This is a genomic window from Pseudomonadota bacterium, assembly GCA_034189865.1.
In the GTDB taxonomy this organism is placed as follows: Bacteria; Pseudomonadota; Gammaproteobacteria; order UBA5335; family UBA5335; genus JAXHTV01.
In genome coordinates this window covers 9,801-23,540 of record JAXHTV010000018.1, presented here as the reverse complement: position 1 = coordinate 23,540, position 13,740 = coordinate 9,801, and the positions used below count along the sequence as shown (strand labels likewise).

The 13,740-nt window shown below is 57.0% G+C and carries 15 protein-coding genes; 9 read left to right on the top strand and 6 right to left on the bottom strand.

Features of this window, described 5'->3' with window-relative positions; all coding sequences use genetic code 11:
* Positions 1-14: 14 nt before the first annotated feature.
* From SVU69_09625 to SVU69_09590, 8 genes are all read left to right on the top strand, one after another.
* Positions 15-725 (top strand): energy transducer TonB, encoded by a 711-nt coding sequence (locus tag SVU69_09625; protein MDY6943256.1) that lies wholly within the window; start codon positions 15-17, stop codon positions 723-725.
* Positions 726-738: 13 nt separating this feature from the next.
* Positions 739-1,365 (top strand): MotA/TolQ/ExbB proton channel family protein, encoded by a 627-nt coding sequence (locus SVU69_09620; GenBank protein MDY6943255.1) that lies wholly within the window; start codon positions 739-741, stop codon positions 1,363-1,365.
* Positions 1,365-1,790, top strand: a complete 426-nt coding sequence (locus SVU69_09615) for a biopolymer transporter ExbD (protein ID MDY6943254.1) — start codon at positions 1,365-1,367, stop codon at positions 1,788-1,790. Before SVU69_09620 ends, SVU69_09615 begins: the two co-directional genes overlap by 1 nt.
* Positions 1,791-2,175: 385 nt before the next feature.
* Positions 2,176-3,345, top strand: coding sequence for a GGDEF domain-containing protein (locus tag SVU69_09610; GenBank protein ID MDY6943253.1), 1,170 nt, complete (start codon positions 2,176-2,178; stop codon positions 3,343-3,345).
* 72 nt (positions 3,346-3,417) lie between these two features.
* Entirely contained in the window at positions 3,418-3,912 is a 495-nt protein-coding gene (locus SVU69_09605; protein ID MDY6943252.1) for a GNAT family N-acetyltransferase, read from the top strand.
* Between the two features lie 179 nt (positions 3,913-4,091).
* Complete coding sequence (locus tag SVU69_09600) at positions 4,092-5,582, top strand: alkaline phosphatase D family protein (GenBank protein MDY6943251.1); 1,491 nt, start codon at positions 4,092-4,094, stop codon at positions 5,580-5,582.
* A 231-nt stretch (positions 5,583-5,813) separates the two neighbouring features.
* Positions 5,814-6,278 carry a bacterioferritin gene (gene bfr, locus SVU69_09595; GenBank protein MDY6943250.1) on the top strand — a complete coding sequence of 155 codons (465 nt, stop codon included), beginning with the start codon at positions 5,814-5,816 and terminating at the stop codon, positions 6,276-6,278.
* 394 nt (positions 6,279-6,672) lie between these two features.
* Complete coding sequence (locus SVU69_09590) at positions 6,673-7,326, top strand: outer membrane beta-barrel protein (GenBank protein MDY6943249.1); 654 nt, start codon at positions 6,673-6,675, stop codon at positions 7,324-7,326.
* Between the two features lie 168 nt (positions 7,327-7,494).
* On the opposite strand, the gene icd is transcribed toward SVU69_09590, so the two are convergent.
* The 4 genes from icd to SVU69_09570 all read right to left on the bottom strand — a co-directional run bounded on the left by icd (position 7,495) and on the right by SVU69_09570 (position 11,100).
* The gene (icd, locus tag SVU69_09585; protein ID MDY6943248.1) at positions 7,495-9,267 is read right to left on the bottom strand and encodes an isocitrate dehydrogenase (NADP(+)); all 1,773 of its coding nucleotides are present in this window, start codon (positions 9,265-9,267) and stop codon (positions 7,495-7,497) included.
* A gap of 254 nt (positions 9,268-9,521) precedes the next feature.
* Complete coding sequence (locus SVU69_09580; GenBank protein ID MDY6943247.1) at positions 9,522-9,905, bottom strand: NUDIX domain-containing protein; 384 nt, start codon at positions 9,903-9,905, stop codon at positions 9,522-9,524.
* 179 nt (positions 9,906-10,084) lie between these two features.
* A complete protein-coding gene (locus tag SVU69_09575) occupies positions 10,085-10,483 on the bottom strand; it encodes a S4 domain-containing protein (protein ID MDY6943246.1) in 399 nt (132 codons plus the stop codon).
* A gap of 50 nt (positions 10,484-10,533) precedes the next feature.
* Positions 10,534-11,100 (bottom strand): chalcone isomerase family protein, encoded by a 567-nt coding sequence (locus SVU69_09570; GenBank protein ID MDY6943245.1) that lies wholly within the window; start codon positions 11,098-11,100, stop codon positions 10,534-10,536.
* A gap of 147 nt (positions 11,101-11,247) precedes the next feature.
* Here SVU69_09570 and SVU69_09565 point away from each other — a divergent pair, with 147 nt between their 5' ends.
* Positions 11,248-12,549 (top strand): M48 family metalloprotease, encoded by a 1,302-nt coding sequence (locus SVU69_09565; GenBank protein MDY6943244.1) that lies wholly within the window; start codon positions 11,248-11,250, stop codon positions 12,547-12,549.
* A gap of 64 nt (positions 12,550-12,613) precedes the next feature.
* Here SVU69_09565 and SVU69_09560 read toward each other — a convergent pair whose 3' ends face one another.
* Both SVU69_09560 and SVU69_09555 read right to left on the bottom strand, forming a co-directional pair.
* Positions 12,614-12,886, bottom strand: coding sequence for a hypothetical protein (locus SVU69_09560; protein ID MDY6943243.1), 273 nt, complete (start codon positions 12,884-12,886; stop codon positions 12,614-12,616).
* Between the two features lie 179 nt (positions 12,887-13,065).
* On the bottom strand, positions 13,066-13,740 hold a 675-nt coding region (locus SVU69_09555), incomplete at its 5' end, for a nitronate monooxygenase (protein ID MDY6943242.1).

Genomic DNA, 13,740 nt, shown 5'->3' with positions numbered 1-13,740 from the left:
GTGCCCGACGCGTCATGGCTGCCGTGCTTGTCAGTTTGGCGGTTCACGTGTTCGCCATGGCGTGGCTCGACAGCCCAACCACACCCCCCGCAATCGATGCGCTCCAAACGGTCCGGCTGGTCACCCTGCCGTCACCACCAACCATAGAGCAGTCGCCCAGCCAACCGGCTAAAATCACGCCCGCAGCACGACCGGCGCCTCCGGCGCCCGTCGACAAAACCATCACGCCCGAAACGCCGCCACCGAAACCGACTGCGAAGAAGGCGTTACCGAAGCCTAAACCGACGCTGGATCCCGTTCCCAACGTGCCGCCCCCGGCAGAAGACACCTCCGGGGTATCAGACACAACAGCGACCGCAACGCCACCGGCCGTCGCGCCGGGTCCGCCCGCTGAATTGGAACAAACCCGTGCCGCAGAAGCTCCCGCACAAGCCGAAAACCGGCCCATCGATCTGGCAGCCGCCTACCGTGAAAACCCGCTGCCTCCCTACCCGTCGGCGGCGCGACGCTTTGGCTGGGAGGGTGTGGTCATGCTCTCCGTCGTCGTGGATGCTCAGGGCAAGCCCATCCGTGTGGAGATCGAGGAGAGTTCCGGACGATCCGTACTGGACCGGACCGCGCTCAGGGCGGTACGCCAATGGCGTTTCCGACCCGCAACGGTTGACGGTCGGGCGCGTCAATCCACCGTCCGCGTACCCATTCAATTTCGCCTCGAAACCGGTTGAGGAAAGACAGTAGATGAACTATGGAAGCCTCATGGATTGGTGGACACATGGCGATTTCGTCGTGCGTTCGGTATTCGTTACCCTGGCGGCCATGTCCTTTGTCACGTGGGTGATCACGCTGATTAAACTGCTTCAACTGCAGGCCTGGCGGAGACAAGAAAAGAAAGCGGCCGGTCACCTCAAGAACAACGATCTGTCCGCATTGGACGACCTTCCCGCGGAATGTCCCAGCCGCCAACTGGCGGCCGTGACCGGAACCTTGATTCGGCGACGAAACTTCACCCCGGCGGAGCTACGAGAGCGTCTGGGAGAGGCACAGGAACCGATCCGGTTTGGTCACGAGCGCTGGCTGACCATGCTGGCCACCATCGGCAGCACCGCGCCCTTCATCGGTTTACTCGGCACGGTCTGGGGCATCATGCACGCCCTACAGACGCTCACCGGGAAAGCCCTGACGCTGGACGCCGTGGCCGGACCAGTGGGAGAGGCTCTGGTTGCCACTGCAGCCGGTCTGGCGGCCGCTATTCCGGCATTGGTCGCCTACAATCTGCTGGCCCGGGCCTTAGTCGGCCTCAATGCCCTCACCGCCGAGAATGCAATGGATATCGTTGATTTGGTCTTCGCGGAGAAAAAAGACTAATGGCAGGTCGGACGCACAAAAGCCACGGCCAACCGGTCGCCGATATCAATATCACGCCTCTGGTGGATGTCATGCTCGTCTTGCTCGTGATATTCATTGTGCTGGCGCCCCTATTCTCTCAGGCTCTTCGCGTGGAATTGCCGGCGGCGGATGCGCCACCGCTGGCCGAACCGGTGGTCGTCGAGGTCACGCTTGCAGCTGATGGCGCTTTGGCCGTCGACGGCACCTCGGTCCCACTGGAGCAGATACCCCGTGCGATCAGCCAGGCCCTTGACGAACAACCGGATGCCGTCATACGTCTGGATGCCGATCAGGCGGTCCGCTATGCGCGTGTCGCCGAGACAATATCGGCGATACAGGCCGGGGGCGGCGAACGCCTCGCCTTTGCAACCCAGGCATCGTCGGACAATACTCCGCCGGAATGATGTAATTCTCCCGTTCGAGCGAACGGGACGGGCCATTCACTCGCGTCGGTCGAAAAGCAACCGCGTGGTCTGTGATCGGGTGCGCAACTGCACACGGTTCGATCAGGATGGTCATCACATATTTTTCATCATCCGGCACCACATCAGTTCGTCACAAGTGCAGTCCGGCCGTCTCCGCCCGGGAAATTTCGGTCCTTCGCCCGTCATCGAATAGCGACCCGATCACATCCGCCAACCTGCCGGGCTGGACAACCCCATCGCGTTTTTCTCGGCTAAAACACAGTGGCCGCAAGGGCCGCTGCTTGAAACTGCAGCCCACCCACAAGTCGCCGATAACAATCTATACACCGTGACATCAAATGATAAATAACTGGTGTAAGCCAGCGTGAAACAAATCCCTGAGAACGACGCACCCCGTCTACAAACCAAACGCCTGCATTGGGTACTTGAATTGCTCCGCAACGATTACGAGAGGCCCGGCGATTTCCGGTTTTTCGTCACGTCGCAGCATGTCTTGCTATTGGGTTTGATTCTTCACCTTTGTTTTTTCCCCATCTTCTGGACACTGGCTGCCTGGGAGTTGGCGACGTTCAACTTGGTCAGCATAGGGGCTTTTTTCGTTGCGCTGGTGCTGAATAAACGGCGCCATGAAACGCCTGCACTGATCATCGCGGTGGTAGAAGTCACCACCCATGCCATACTGGCCGTTACGCTGATGGGCTGGGAATCCGGGTTTTTCTACTACATCTTGGTTCCAAGCCCGGTCGTGTTACTGAGTCCGCGCTGGCACCTTGTGGCGAGACTCAGCGTGCCTTCGTTGTCAGCCGTCGTATTGGTGGCTTTGCATCAGTTCTCAGCCACTATGACGCCCAAATATGAATTGGCAGAAGCGACCACGCGACTACTCTATGAATTCAACTTGGTGTCAACGGTATTCGCGCTGACCTACATTTCTTTCTTTTACCAACGGGGAGCGTGGGACGCCGACGAGAAGGTCTCCGCGCTGACGACTGAACTCCAGCGCTTGGCGCGAACCGATCCTTTGACCGGCCTGCTGAACCGGCGCGCCATCACCGAACTGATGACCGAAGAAGTTCATCGTTATGATCGCTATAGGCATCCGTTTGTGATCGTCCTGGCTGACATCGATAACTTTAAACGCGTTAACGACCGGTACGGTCACAAAACCGGAGACGCCATACTGAAACACGTCTCCCAGATGATTGGTACTCACGCTCGAAAATCCGACCAAATCAGTCGTTGGGGCGGCGAAGAATTCCTGATGATGCTGCCCAACACGAATTTACACTGCGCCTATCAGAGCATCGAACGATTGCGGAAGAAGCTGGAGACAGAACAACTGGCACTGTCGGCGTCACCTCTGACGGTCACCATGACTTTCGGATTATGCGAGTACAACCCGAGCGAAGGTTTGGATCGTTGTATCGCCGCAGCCGACGAGCGGCTCTACAAAGGCAAGCGCCAAGGCAAAAACCAAGTGGTTCCGGTCCCGGAACCACAGGCCGACCACACGTGCTCTCCTACGGCCACCTGAAACTTGCCCGGAAAGTGCGACCGGAATTGAGTTAAAATTTGGAGCGCAAACAACCCAATGGAGTTGTGGGGCGTGAACCGTTCTGCCTTGGTCATCCGCGAAGCGGACCTAAATGACGCCCCCTACTGTGCACAAGCTTGCGTGCGAATCGTTCAATATCTGCAACAGAACGTTCCCCACGATGTCTACACAGCCGCCTTGCCCGGAACAGTCGGCGCGCCCACCCTGGCATGGGTGAAAGGATTTATAGAAAACCCGCGAAGTATCGCCTTGCTCGCGGAGATTGAAGACGCGCCGGCCGGCTGTCTGTTGGCAACGATCTCGGAAACCAACATGCCAGCCACCGGATTCGGCGAGGTGGGCCACATCGCCGGCTGTTGGGTGGAGCCGGCTTATCGAAATCACGGTATCGCATCCGACCTTGTCGAACACGCGGAACACTGGTTTCGGCAACAGCGTGTGTCCCGCGTGGAGCTGTCGTATATGGCCGGCAACACAGTCGCCCAAAAAGCGTGGACTCACCTCGGTTACTTGCCGTTTCGAATTTTCGCCCACAAAGAAATATAACCTCCTTGACCATCACTTGCCGGCTATAAATCCCTTCCCCGGTACCCGCCACGGATCAACCGATGCCCTCCCGACCGGCTGGTCCAAGACCGTCATATTTTCGTCAGCGAACAACCGAATGAATGTCAATACCGGCACTTTAAGGTGAGGCCTCATCCACCCCGACGGAGGTCCCCGGCATGTACCCCAATACGCTATATACACCCCCCACTGTTCGAACCACGCTGCTGGCATTGGCGTTGACGTTCAGCACCCCAACCTGGGCCGCGGTCGATGCCACCACCCTCGTTGGTGACGTCAGTGATCGCAGCGCAGTGATCTGGTCTCGCGCAGAAGGCGAAACTACCCTGAACTTGTTATTGTTCGGCGCGCCGGCCCTGCCCATAAAAAAGCAGCAGATGCTGACCGCTGATCACGACTATGCCGCCCATTTCGAAGTGAACCGACTGCGCCCCGATACCATCTACTTCTACGCCGTATGGGCGGGCGAAGTCCCTCTATCCGCTGCGGTGGAGGAGGCAGTGGTCGGCCATTTCCGCACCGCACCATCGCCTCAGTCGGTCAAACCCGTCCGGTTTGCCTGGGGAGGCGACTTAGGTGGCCAGAATGTATGCCGAGACGCCGCTGACGATTACCCCATTTTTCATGGCATCAAGCGCTTCGAGCCGGACTTTTTCATCGGGCTGGGCGATATGATCTACGCCGATGGCGTCTGCGAAGAGACCGGGCGTTACGGCAATATCCAACTACCCGGTGATTTTACCCAGTCCGCCGATCTGGAAAATTTCTGGAAACACTGGCATTACAATTGGGCCGCACCCGGACTGCGTGACCTGTTAGACGAGACACCCTACATTGCCATCTGGGACGATCACGAAGTCGTCAACGATTTTGGACCGTTGCACGACACGCGCGATACCCCGCCCTATACCGCGGGTGAACACTTGCTTCCATTAGGACTACAAGCGTTTTTTGATTACAACCCCATCGCTGTGGCGAACAACACCCCCAAGCGGCTTTATCGCAACCTGCGCTGGGGTCAACAACTCGAGTTATTCATACTCGACACCCGCCAGTACCGAGACCCGAATTTCGAGGCGGACAGTACCGAGGCCATTAAATCCGCACTGGGACGTGAACAGCTGACCTGGTTGAAAAAAGTCTTGGCGGCATCCGACGCCACCTGGAAAGTCATCATTTCGTCAGTTCCAATATCTATTCCCACCGGTTCGTCTGGCGCCGCCGGTCGTGACGGCTGGGCCGATTTCACCGAATCGGGCGGCTTCGAGAACGAGCTGCGGGAAATCCTAGAGTTCCTTCGCGACAATGACATCCACAACAACCTATGGATTACGACCGATGTGCATTTCGCGTCGGTCTTCCGTTACACGCCTTTTGGGGACTCGCCGGAATTTACGGCTCACGAAGCCGTCGTCGGCCCCCTAAATGCCGGTTTGTTCCCGAAAGACGAATTCGACACCACGTTCAATCCGGAACGGTTGTTGTTCTTTGGACCGGAAAGTGCCGATGCGGTGACGAGCTACGAAGACGCTTTGGACTGGTTCAATTTCGGCGCGGTCGAAATCGACCCCAATGGTGTACTGACGTTGACCGTCCGTGATGTCGAAGGTCAGCCGGTCTATACGACAGCCATTCCCCCCACGCCTTAACAAGCTTGTCGGAGGGGATTCCTGAAAGCGAGGGATCCCCTCACCTCGATTCACCGCTGCAAGCACTTGCATTTAGACGCCCTAGGAATGATTCTATTTCTCCGGTCTCAACGCCGACGGGCGCTGTGATCAGCGGACCGCCCAGCCGATACTTTCGATCCGGCCCGAGCCAAGGTTCCATTATCGGCTGACAAATTCTCCTTCTCGCTACTCACCAAGGGGTCAGCTGCCATGAAGGGTGACGCGAAAGTCATCGAACATCTCAATCGGGTACTTAAGAATGAACTGACGGCCATCAATCAGTACTTTCTTCACGCCCGCATGCACGACAACTGGGGATTCCAGCGGCTCTATGAGCACACTCACAAGGAATCCATCGATGAAATGAAACACGCCGATGCCTTGATCGAGCGTATCCTGTTCCTTGATGGGCTCCCTAATCTGCAGGACCTTGGCAAGTTGCTCATCGGCGAGAACCCCGAAGAAACGTTGCGTGCAGACCTGACGCTGGAACAACAAGCCCACCCGTGCCTTAAAGAGGCTATCGCGTACTGCGAATCCGTCGGCGATTATGTGTCTCGGGAGTTGTTCGAATCCATTCTGGAAAGTGAAGAAGAGCACATCGATTGGCTGGAAACTCAGCTGGAATTGATTAGCCAAATCGGCTTACAGAACTACCTCCAGTCCCAGATGTGAACATCCCGTGGGCAAAGGCATTCCGAGACTGTGTGACACATCCAAACCAAGTGGCCGCGTCCAATTTTATCGCTTATGAAATCGTTTCTCGGTCTGTCAGGTCTAAGTTGACGATGTGTCATTTCGCAGCGGCGCGAGGCGCCCAATGCCACGCGCACAGTATTGAGTCACGCACAAGTCGGGTATAGTTTCCACGGTTGCAACCAGACTGCAACCGGTTGATAGCTAGAAACTATTCGTTCGATAAAAAGAAATCATTGCACCACGAAGAGTTTTTGTATAACTTTTGTATCACTGGCTGCCCGGTCGACACGTCAAGCTCGGCGCTGGTGTTTTTCAGCCTTAACCGGAATTATTCATTACACTGTAATTTTGTGAGTCAAGGAGTATTCAGATGGATCGTAGAATAATCGCTGGCATTGCCGTTGCTTCATTCGCCGCCGCCCCGGCCGCGATGGCCATCGAAGGGCCCTACGTGAGCGCCAAAGGAATTGTCAGCTTCGCTGATGATTCGGACTGGACGTTCCTGAGCGGCTTTGGTCCTGTTCCCGTTGATGGCACCGTCGAGTCGGACTACGACACGGGTTACGGCGTCGCCCTGGCGATCGGCCGTGGTACCGCAAGTGGTTTCCGCGTTGAAGGCGAAGTGATCTACCAAACCAGCGACATCGATGACGGCAGGCTGGGTGCTGTGGAACTGGACACCCTGAACGGCGACGTAAGTCAATGGGGCTTCATGGGTAACGCATACTACGACTTCAACACCGGTGGCAGCGTCATGCCATACATCGGCGCCGGCATCGGCGGAGTCCAGCTCAGCGCAGACGTGAACCTCGGCGACATCGATATCATCGATGATGATGCCACGGTGTTCGCTTATCAGCTCACCGCGGGCCTCGGTTTCGAGTTATCACCGAACGTGATGCTGACCGCCGCTTATCGTTACCAAGCGACTGAAGATACCGAATTCACCGACGAAGCCGGTGGTGATGTGGAATTCGATTGGGCCTCTCACAACCTTGATATCGGTCTTTTATTCACGTTCTAACGGCGATCCCCCATCGCCCAAATAAGTCGCCAGCGCCCACTGGCGACTTGACCTCTCCACGTGGAACTCCGGCCCGCTTTGCGGGCCGGCTTTCTATCTCCCTAGGCTGCCCGGCCGATCGCCCCCACGCTATGACATAACGCGGGGCAATCGCAGATTCCATAGCGCCTACTCGGCGCGAACCCAACCGAATTGCTGAACCGCATTGACCAGATCGGTCTCCGTCGCAATGCCCACGATTCGGCCATCAAGTTCCACCAGCAAGCGTCGGATGTCATGTTTCATCATCAAATCGACGCAGCCACTGATAGGTTCGTGCATCGGTACGGAGATGACGGGTTTCGTCGCCACCTCCCCGACTCGGGTTTCCGACGAGCTGCGGCCGACCTGGGCCACTCGCGACAGAACGTCATGCCGGGTGATGATGCCCCACTGATCGTCTTCCGTACCGGGCTCAACAACCAGGGAGCTGATCCCGCGCTCGCGCATGGTTTTCACCGCATCATCCACAGTCGCCTCAGCGGAAACCGTCACCAGTTTGCGGGTCATGATGTGCCCGATCGCGGTAGGTTTACGGCCACTGGCCAGCATTTCTTCCATCGGTTCATTCATGCGCCGTTGCTCACGGGCCCGACGCTCTGCCTCCAAGGCTCTAGCACGCGCCGCACGACGCTCTGCTGCGTCGATGCCGCTTTCGATACGCTGAATCAACGCGTCGGCAAAGGCGCTGGTACCGACCTCTGTCGCACCTTCCATTTGTCTGGCGAAATCGTAAGTGACCACTTTATCCCGTACCACGTCCTGGTATGCCTCCCGGACAACGTCGGCAGCTTCCTTCCAGCCGATGTATTCAAGCATGTCCAAGCCGCTGAACAAGAGCGATCCGGGATTCACTTTGTCCTGGTTGGCATATTTCGGCGCGGTTCCGTGGGTTGCCTCGAAAACCGCCACGGCATCGCCGATGTTGGCACCCGGTGCAATCCCGATACCGCCAACCTGGGCGGCAATCGCGTCGGAGAGATAATCACCGTTCAGGTTCATGGTGGCCAGCACGTCAAACTCTTGCGGACGGAGCAACATCAGCTGAAAGGTGATGTCCGCAATCCGGTCTTTGATGACGATTTTCCCGTCCGGAACCTTCCCGCCGTGAAGGTCGTAGACTTCCGTCTCGGTGATGGTTTGCTCGGGGAACTCATCCCGCGCGACCTCATAGCCCCAACCACGGAAAGCCCCTTCGGTGAACTTCATGATGTTCCCCTTGTGGACCAGGGTCACACTCTCCCGATTGTTGTCGATGGCATATTGAATGGCCTTTCTGACCAGACGCTTGCTCGCAAACGGGCTAATGGGTTTGACGCCTAATCCGGCGGATTCGAAGAACTCGGCGCCCATCTGTTGTCGCAAATACCCCGCCAGTTTTTCGTTCTCCTCCGATCCCGAGGCGTACTCGATACCCGCGTAGACATCCTCGGTGTTCTCGCGGAAGATCACGACATCGACGAACTCCGGATTACGCAACGGCGAGGGCACACCATCGTAATAGCGCACCGGTCGCACGCAAGCATAGAGATCCAAATCCTGCCGTAAAGACACGTTCAAAGACCGGAAACCACCACCAACCGGTGTGGTCAGAGGACCCTTAATCGACACCAAAAGCTCTTTCATCGCCTCCAATGTCTCTGGCGGGTAGTAATTCCCATCGTAGATCGAGGCCGCTTTCTCCCCGAGGAACAGCTCGCACCAATGGATCTTGCGGGCCCCTCCGTAAACTTGCGCGACTGCCGCGTCCCAAACACGCAAACACGCGCGCGTGATATCCGGACCGATCCCGTCGCCTTCTACAAACCCAAGAATAGGATGGTCAGGCACGGCCAAGCGTCCGTCGTCCGCACATTTAATTTTCTGGCCTGCCTCGGGTAGGCGAATATGTTGGTAGGTCATCGTCCTGATTCTCCTAATTCAGGTTCCGCCGGCAAAGCCAGCTATGCACGTCAGCCGCTAAACATTTTACGGCAATTTGGCCGCGGAATCGGCTGGCAACAATTTGGATCTCACCCGTTTCGCTCATTGCTCTCAAAAACGAGATGGCACGCTGATCTGATACGAACAGGTAAAATTGGCTACGGGCGCAAATCGCGGGGTTAAAAACCCTACGCAGCAAGGCGCAAAACGATCGAACACCGCGCCGAAGAGCGTTAACGTAATGGGACGGGGCGACCGCGACGATAGTACTGCACGTAGTCGGATAAAATCAGCGGATGATCGAAGGCCAAGACCGGCAGGCTGTCCAGCGCAAAGACCCTCGCGTCGCCAGCGTCATCACCCGCTTGCAGCTCGCCTCGCCCTCTCGCCACATAGACCACACTGGCGGTATGGCCACGCGGGTCACGACGGGGATCTGAGTAGCATCCGAGCAGCGCGGCAAGCTCCACCTCAAGCCCGGTTTCTTCGGCCGCTTCACGACGTGCGGCCGCCGTAACGGACTCACCTACGTCCACGAACCCACCGGGCAAAGCCCAACCTGAGGGCGGATATTTTCTCTCAATGAGGATGACCCCGGAGACATCCGGCTCACCCATCTCGATAATGACATCCACCGTTAACAAGGGCGTTTGAGGTCTGGGTTTATCCGTCACACTTTGGCCTTCCAAAATACCGCGCGGGCTTCACGCTCGCCTCGCAGCCGCATGAAATCAATAAAAAATTCGCCCGTACGCCGTTCATACAGTAATAGTGGCAGAAAACGATGACGTGAGAACTATTGATCCGATTTCAGCCGGATCAGGTGACGCCGAGCCCGCTTATCCGGACGCCCGTTGGGCGGTAGTGGCCGAGAGACACGTTCAGCACGCGATACCGCAGCCGCTTCCTCTCGGCGACGGATGCTCATAGGCGTTTCCTCGTAGAGCAATGCGGCTTGCTTCGCCGGTCCTCGTCGATCCGTCAGCCCCCGCACACAGACCTCAAAGATGAGCGCGCCTTTGGTGATGACGAGCCGATCATCCACTTTGATGGGATGGCTGGGCTTAACCCGCTGGTCGTTGACGTGGACTTTGCCGCCTTTCACGGCATCGGTTGCCACGGCACGGGTTTTGAAAAAACGTGCCGCCCACAACCATTTGTCGAGTCGAATACGGTCCGGCGCGTCTGTATTCATCAGACAATCAAACCTTGAGAGAAAAACGCCATCCCAACGCCTCGCCTGCGCTATTGCTGAGCCAACAGATCGCGACGGAGATCAGGCTCACTGGTGCGCGGATCCAACCAGATACCGAAGAAATCTTCTGCAAACGCCGGATCCGACACTTCCGAATAGAGCTCGCCATTGAGAAAAAACCTCGTGCCCTCCCCCGGGATATACAAACCGACGAGCCGATCGCCCGCCTTCACATCGGGGAATGCCCGGAGCATCTCTTGGCGCCACTTCAAACGCTCCGCGGCGGAAGCCTCTCCGATTTGTTCCATCTCGACCACCGATCGGTCCGCCAAAGCGGAAGCTGCGAAGTCGAATTCGTAGGATAAATCCAAGGCATAGGGTTGATCTATGCGCCAGTCGGACCGGTCAACGGTCCATAACCGTGCATCGTAAACGTGAAAGAAGTATTTTTTGAAACGCGACGCACCCCGAAGTTCAAGCTTCGGGACCACTTGCAAAACCGGTTCCGGTAAGGGAATCAGATCGACCGCAAATGCGGGCGAACTGAAGGTCAAAAAAAACCCCAGCATCCATGCGGCCGGAACCGAGCGTTTAAAGTAATGGTCTGGTAATAACATGAAACCAAGCCCTCTCGGTTGTAATGCAACGGCTCTAAAAATTATCTGGCCGATAATGTTGTATCAGTATTGTACAAGAAAAAAACTGTATCCTAAAACACCTATCGTTGACATAGGCAGCTAACAAACAGTTCGATGGAGATCTCAATGGCTCATGTCGTCCGTGCATTTATTCTGGTCGTTTTCGTCGGTCTGACAGGGTGCGCTGTCAACCCGGTCACCGGCGAACGCGAGTTCAACATCATTTCGACGGAACAGGAAATCCTGATCGGCCAACAGAACTACGTGCCGGCGCAACAAATGCAGGGTGGTCTCTACACAGTCGACCCGGAGGTCACGGCCTATGTCAATGGTATCGGTCAACAACTCGCGGTCCATAGCGAACGGGAACTGCCCTACGAATTTGTGGTTCTGAACAATTCCGTGCCCAACGCCTGGGCCATGCCAGGGGGTAAGATCGCGATTAACCGGGGACTGATGGTTGAGCTCGAAAACGAAGCGGAGCTTGCTGCGGTGATTGGTCACGAAATCACCCATGCCGCGGCTCGTCACAGCGCCAAAGCCATGGAACGGGCCATGGTCCTGCAAGCCGGCGTCGCCCTGATCGCTGTCGCAGCCTCCAGTGGCGAGGGTCGGTATGCGCCTTTGTGGGTTGGGGGAGCATCCGTTGCGGCTGCCTTCCTGGGCCAGCGTTACAGTCGAGAAGCCGAACTGGAAGCGGACTACTACGGCATGCAGTACATGGACAAAGTCAGTTACGACCCCCACGCGGCCGTCACGCTGCAAGAGACTTTCGTACGTCTTTCGGAGGGGCGAGAGAGCAATTGGCTGCAGGGCTTGTTCGCCTCCCATCCGCCGTCTCAAAAACGTGTCGATGCCAACACACAGCACGCCAAGGAATTGAAACAGGGCGGAAAAGTCGAAGAGTCCGCCTACCGCGAGCAGATCGCCCAAATCATCAAAGATCAACCGGCGTATGCCGCTTACGACGAAGGCGTGAAAGCACTGGTGCAAGACGAAGATACGACAACGGCCCTGGCCAAAGCGCAAGAAGCCGTCCAGTTACAGCCCAAAGAGCATCTGTTCCATGGACTGATCGGCTTTGTTCACCTGCAGCAGTCCAATTGGCAGGAGGCATTGAAAAACTACGAGAAAGCGCTGGCGCTATACGACGGGTATTACCAATCCCTGGTCGGCGCCGGAGAATCGGCCCGGCAACTGGGCCAGGATGACAAAGCTCTGGGCTATCTGGAGCAAAGCGTCGAACTTCTGCCCACCGCCACCGCCCACAATGGAATCGGTCAGATCCTGTTGAAACAGGGCACACGCGACAAGGCAATCGAGAACCTTAAGCTCGCGGCCCAATCCGAAAGCCCGGCGGGTGACGAGGCTCGCGCCACATTGAAGCGTTTGGGCGTAGCCGTTGAGCAACCCAAAAAGAGTGGTTAATCCAAAGACTCCGGGAATCGGGTGCGGCTGGCAGGTTTTTTCTGCCTGCCGCGCCCGCCTCCGCTCACCACCCCCAATACCGCTCGATCTTCATCATCCATCGCCAAACGCCACCGAGAATGGCCGGAAAGAGTCGCGGCAGCAACAGCGCCAACACGGCAAAGGCCACCATGCAGCCCAGAAGATAAGAACTGCCGAGAAAACCGCCCCAATGTGCCAGTTCTTTGTTAACCCCGACCCAGAGCAGAACAGCGGTAGGAATTGAAAATATCAGCGAGGCCAAAAGCCCGATCACTCGTGCTTCTATCGGTCCGGCCTGACTGTCATTATTTGCCATTCTTTTACGCACCATCGCCTGAAAGAATCGTTTTTATCGGCACATCTCCCCGGCGGCGCACCACCTGCAACGATGTTTTCGTTAATGACGGGCGATTCCAAAGACTCTCAATAGCCACTGCGCGTTCACCCTACTGGAACGGAAAGGCATCTTGAGACAAGCCTCACTCAAGGGCCAAGCTACGCGGAACGCTCGCCCGAGAAACCAGCGGCCAACTCAAGGACAATCTGTTCGGCCGTGAGGATGGAATCCAGCTGCCCGATCTTTTCCCCCGCATACAGCGCAGCCGCATCGACCAGGGAACCCGGCAAGCTTTCATCCACCACCGCATTGGAAAAAACAGGTATCGCCGCCCGCTGCCGCTTCGCCGGGTCCGGTTTAAGCGGCAATATTTTTCGCGTGAAGCTGAATGCCGTATTGAACCCTTGCAACCAGGACGCCACCGAACCGTCGGCTCGACACCATCGCTTGGTCGCCGCATTGACGGCCACGCGGTGCGGTGTCGCCCACCCCAGCCCGAACAATGTCGTCACAACCGTCTCGCTGGCTTGAATCAAGCGCGCCTTGTAAGCCGCATGTGCGCCACTTTCGTCCGCAAGCACAAAGCGTGTCCCCGTCGAGACGCCACAGGCCCCAAGACTCACGACACGCCGAACATCTTCAGCGGAATATATTCCTCCGGCGGCGAAGACAGGCACATCGGTGGTTGGCTCCGCGACGTCGATGAGCAGTTCCTCAAGGCGTTGATGCCCACGGATATGCCCGCCGGCCTCGATTCCCTGGACAATGAGCGCATCAACCCCGACCGCAATGGCTTGCACCGCCTCAGACAACGACCCCACCTGCTGAAAAAC

Bases quoted from the DNA above. Each gene is read 5' to 3' on its own strand.
- SVU69_09575 (MDY6943246.1), bottom strand. From the start codon at position 10,483: ATGAATACAGACGCGCCGGACCGTATTCGACTCGACAAATGGTTGTGG.
- SVU69_09570 (MDY6943245.1), bottom strand. From the start codon at position 11,100: ATGTTATTACCAGACCATTACTTTAAACGCTCGGTTCCGGCCGCATGG.
- SVU69_09565 (MDY6943244.1), top strand. From the start codon at position 11,248: ATGGCTCATGTCGTCCGTGCATTTATTCTGGTCGTTTTCGTCGGTCTG.
- SVU69_09580 (MDY6943247.1), bottom strand. From the start codon at position 9,905: ATGGGTGAGCCGGATGTCTCCGGGGTCATCCTCATTGAGAGAAAATAT.
- SVU69_09615 (MDY6943254.1), top strand. From the start codon at position 1,365: ATGGCAGGTCGGACGCACAAAAGCCACGGCCAACCGGTCGCCGATATC.
- SVU69_09625 (MDY6943256.1), top strand. From the start codon at position 15: ATGGCTGCCGTGCTTGTCAGTTTGGCGGTTCACGTGTTCGCCATGGCG.
- SVU69_09590 (MDY6943249.1), top strand. From the start codon at position 6,673: ATGGATCGTAGAATAATCGCTGGCATTGCCGTTGCTTCATTCGCCGCC.
- bfr (MDY6943250.1), top strand. From the start codon at position 5,814: ATGAAGGGTGACGCGAAAGTCATCGAACATCTCAATCGGGTACTTAAG.
- SVU69_09560 (MDY6943243.1), bottom strand. From the start codon at position 12,886: ATGGCAAATAATGACAGTCAGGCCGGACCGATAGAAGCACGAGTGATC.
- SVU69_09620 (MDY6943255.1), top strand. From the start codon at position 739: ATGAACTATGGAAGCCTCATGGATTGGTGGACACATGGCGATTTCGTC.
- icd (MDY6943248.1), bottom strand. From the start codon at position 9,267: ATGACCTACCAACATATTCGCCTACCCGAGGCAGGCCAGAAAATTAAA.
- SVU69_09600 (MDY6943251.1), top strand. From the start codon at position 4,092: ATGTACCCCAATACGCTATATACACCCCCCACTGTTCGAACCACGCTG.